This is a genomic window from Vibrio sp. V23_P3S9T160 (assembly GCF_963886625.1).
GTDB lineage: Bacteria > Pseudomonadota > Gammaproteobacteria > Enterobacterales > Vibrionaceae > Vibrio > Vibrio anguillarum.
In genome coordinates, this window is record NZ_CAWPDB010000060.1 from 1 (window position 1) to 3979 (window position 3979).

At 39.0% G+C, this 3979-nt stretch carries 4 protein-coding genes and 1 pseudogene; 1 reads left to right on the plus strand and 4 read right to left on the minus strand.

From position 1 onward, the window contains the following. Nucleotides 1-144: pseudogene (locus AACU59_RS03520) on the minus strand (DinB family protein); the annotation flags it as partial. 274 nt (nucleotides 145-418) lie between these two features. Between AACU59_RS03520 and AACU59_RS03525 the strand changes: the two are divergent. Then, nucleotides 419-655 (plus strand): RNA recognition motif domain-containing protein, encoded by a 237-nt coding sequence (locus tag AACU59_RS03525; protein WP_013867767.1) that lies wholly within the window; start codon nucleotides 419-421, stop codon nucleotides 653-655. 731 nt (nucleotides 656-1386) lie between these two features. Here AACU59_RS03525 and AACU59_RS03530 read toward each other — a convergent pair. The 3 genes from AACU59_RS03530 to AACU59_RS03540 all read right to left on the minus strand — a co-directional run bounded on the left by AACU59_RS03530 (nucleotide 1387) and on the right by AACU59_RS03540 (nucleotide 3369). Next, nucleotides 1387-2304, minus strand: coding sequence for an alpha/beta hydrolase (locus tag AACU59_RS03530; RefSeq protein WP_161437775.1), 918 nt, complete (start codon nucleotides 2302-2304; stop codon nucleotides 1387-1389). A 212-nt stretch (nucleotides 2305-2516) separates the two neighbouring features. Beyond that, nucleotides 2517-2957 (minus strand): MarR family winged helix-turn-helix transcriptional regulator, encoded by a 441-nt coding sequence (locus AACU59_RS03535; RefSeq protein WP_040095402.1) that lies wholly within the window; start codon nucleotides 2955-2957, stop codon nucleotides 2517-2519. Further along, nucleotides 2950-3369 carry an SRPBCC family protein gene (locus tag AACU59_RS03540; protein WP_055030477.1) on the minus strand — a complete coding sequence of 140 codons (420 nt, stop codon included), beginning with the start codon at nucleotides 3367-3369 and terminating at the stop codon, nucleotides 2950-2952. The genes AACU59_RS03535 and AACU59_RS03540 overlap by 8 nt, the downstream gene beginning before the upstream one ends. Between the last annotated feature and the right edge of the window lie 610 nt (nucleotides 3370-3979).

The following is a 3979-nucleotide window of genomic DNA, read 5'->3' on the forward strand; positions in this document are numbered from 1 at the left end:
ACTATCCACGACCGTTGTGTGATTCAAAATCCGAACGAAAAAGGTCGCATCGTTTTCTGGTAACTGTGAAAATTGTTTTTCACCTAACTCAAGCAACTCATCGTTTGCCCATTTTTTATATTGAAACGCACTAGCAAACTGCATTTTTTCTCCACGATTTATTTCTTGAAAACTGATGATAACTGATTGGCACCTAACGCCCGGTTAAGGGGCTGACAACGCAAAACACTGAACTTAAAATAACAACCGTAATCACAAATGTTGATTTGAACAAAAACCGCCACGCGTTGGCAGTCCCTCTTTAACCGTTTGTTATGCAGTTTTTTAACCAATACTAAGTGTAAAGAACGAATTGCTTAGCCAAACTTACCTTTAGCTGCCACAATTCGCACTGTCATTTACTACCAATTGGTTCATCATGAAACTTTTAGTTCGCAATCTATCTCGCTCTACAACTGAACAAGAACTTCGTGTTTTATTCTCAGCTCATGGCTCTGTAGCCGAATGCACGCTTGTCTTAGACCAAGTAACAGGTCAATCAAAAGGCTTTGCTTTTGTCGAAATGCCAAATGAAAACGAAGCTAATGCTGCAATTTCTAGCCTAAACCTTTCTGACGTTGCCAAAAGCAAAATCAGAGTAAAAGCCGCAGAATAAACACCTGAGATACAAAGAGTAAAGTTCCGTCAGTTCAAATATATTGGGCTGACGCTTTTTAGTTTCCGTTGAGCCTGTAGAACTGCATAACGCCCGGCTAAGGGGTTGACAACGCACCGCCGAACTTAAAAAAACACACTGTAAACACTAAACTTCAATTTTGCACTAAAGTCGCCAAGCGTTGGCAATCCCTCTTGAGCCATTTGTTATGCAAATTCAATGAGATAAACCGAATTTATACGACCAAAAGCCACGATTGCAATGGTTGAGTGATTCAAGAATCAACCCAAGCAAGAACTGTGATAAATAAGCCGCCAAAACAAAGTCCACCTTTCAACAACAAACCAAGCTTTTGAATGAGACAAACTCAACAAGCAAGACTTTCAGCAAGTAGAAAGGCTCGATAAACTTTCACTTTCCACACTTTGCGCCCACTTAATTTACAACGCGCCAACGCTAAAACTGATTGAGGCAAACAAAGAACCTTGCCTGTTTTACGGTTTGAGTTAACCACGAATTTGAGGGTAAAAAAGCTCATTTGCCGACAGCACAAAACGAATGGCCGGAGAAATCCAAAAGATTGAACCCCTAAATTTCCCTGAGTTGCATAATGCCCGCTTAAAGGGCAGCCAACGCCACTACTAACTTTCCGCATAACACCGTAACCACAAAAACCAACGCATGGTAAAAATGCCACGCGTTGGCGGTCCCTCTTGAAGCGTTTGTTATGTTTAATTTTTGATCGTTTCTGCAATATTCCTAATACAACGCCTTGCAGACTCACTTACACCCGAAAGTTGATAGAAACCATGTATTACACCTAGGTAACGTTCACAATAAGCGTCAACTCCTTGGGAAAGAAGCAACCTGTACAACTGCTCTCCTTCATCTCGCAGTGGGTCATACTCGGCTGTGATAATCATCGTTGGCGGTAAACCTTGAAAATCTTTTCTTGCCAATAGATTGAGTTCTGTTTCACTGACTAACCGCTCTGATTCACCCGCATAAAGCTGAAAACCTGACAGCAACATTTGAGCGGTAATAATAAAATCTGTACCGTTTTTCTGATAACTATCAGACGCGCCCAAGGGATCGACCATTGGATATATTAGGACTTGTTTTTCAGGTAGCCACAGCTTTTTATTTTTCAAGCGAAGTGCTGTAGCAAGAGCTAATTGTGCGCCAGCACTATCACCGACAAAAAACACATGTTCAGTATCACCGCCATATTTATGACCATGCTCTTTGATACCCAACGTGGTCTGAAATACATCATCATGAGCTGATGGATATGTATGTTCTGGTGCTAATCTGTACTTAATGCAAACCACTATAGTCTCTGATAGATGAGCTAACTGCCTCAGTTGTGCTTCATGTGTTTCAAAACCACCACTAATGAAACAACCACCATGAAAGTAAATCGTGATTGGTAAATTAGCTTTATCGCTTGGCTTATAAACTTTGATTTGAATACCATCCAGCTCATCAACAAACTCATCGGCCATTTCAGGGCTAGAGCCAGCTAAAACTGTACTTGATAGATAACCAGCCCGACGATCAGAAATAGTTTGTTTTGATGGACAGGGTTTCCCACAAGAAATGAACTCTTCAACGAGTTCTTTAATGCCGCGCTCTAGATAGTTGCTCATATTTAATTCTTCGAATGTGTTCAAAGCTCGAGATGATAGCCGAACACATTAAACTGTATATAAAAACAGTGGAAATTTGTGATGCTGATTAAACATAACGCCCGCTTAAGGGGCAGACAACGCTACTAACAACTTACCGCATAATACCGTAATCACAAAAACTAACGCATAGTAAAAATGCAGTGCGTTGGCTGTCCCTCTTGAAGCGTTTGTTATAAGCATTTTTTATATTCAAGAAGCAATTCACGAAAATCATTTTCTTTCTTCTGTCCAATAATCCCGAAAAACTCTTCATCTAACTTTTCAATAAGAAAAAGTGCTTTTTTCGTTAACAACTCACCATCATCAGATAAACGAAGAATAAGACTACGACTATCACTCTCATTCTTACTCTTAACGACAAAGCCTTGAAAAACCAAGTTTTTTAAAGATTTAGACAATGTCATTTTATCAATACCTGTAATAGCAACCACACTTGCTTGAGTTACTATTTGATGCTGATCTTCAAGCCATAAAATGGCAGTTAAAACCACAAACTGTGTATGCGTAATATTTAATGGCTTTAAACAAGAAATAACTCTTAACTGCCACTTTGAATAAACAGACCAAAACTGAAGGCCTATACTTTGAGATGGTTCCGCATTCTTAAACATGATTATTTTCAACTCTATTTTTTAAACCTTGTAGAGTTTGAGGCAATCCTTTTTTAATTTGATTACCGATTAAAAAACCAAATAAAAATCTAAGTTTCCCACTAAATGAAACTCTATGAATAACTCTAGTTAAGTTCCCTTCATCTATTAACTCATGTTCAAAGCACATACAACAAAAAGGTAGTTTACTTACAACCGTAAATGATACATCTTGGCAAACTTTCACTATTTTAATTTTAGCAGTAGGTCCTTTCGATGGAGTTAAAAAACCGCTACACCCCTCCTGAAATTCAGAACTAATTTTAGAAGCCTTAACTTCTTGATCCCATTCCTTCCAGTTTTCTACATCTCTATATAACTGATATACCTGACTTCTTGATGCTTTAACTAGAATACTATTTTCAAAGGTCATTACTCTACATCTCTGTCTAATCTCAATTGAAAAACAGTAAACTAGTTTACCAAGTTTCGCAAGAGTAAAGATGCTTATAACGCCCGGCTAAGGGGTTGACAACGCACCGCCGAACTTAAAAAACACACCGTAAACACTGAACTTCAATTTTGAACTAAAGCCGCCAAGCGTTGGCAATCCCTCTTGAGCCGTTTGTTAGCTGCTGCACTTTAACCGGAGATTTGCCACCCAACGGCCTAATTTAAAAAACATTATTGCTTTCAAGCGACAAAGTAAAACGGACAACTGAGAAACTAAAACCTAATCCACGAAATGCACTTGGCAAAGAAGAAATAGCAGGAAAACTGACGAACTTCTAAGACTTAAATTTACAAAGAATTATGTCGAAGAAGCCAACAACCAAGTGCGCGAAATCCATTTAAGCGCGAAAGAGCCTCAAAACCAAAGAAGCCACGCCAAAGAAATAAACAAACACACCACTTCCCGTAAACAGACTTCGGTTAGTTCAACCGCTTCACGAACAGTGCCACTGGCGAGATACGCGGAAAAGTGCTGACTTTCAGGTGTAAAGCTAGAGCCTCAGACTAAGAAAAATAAACGCTTAATTTTA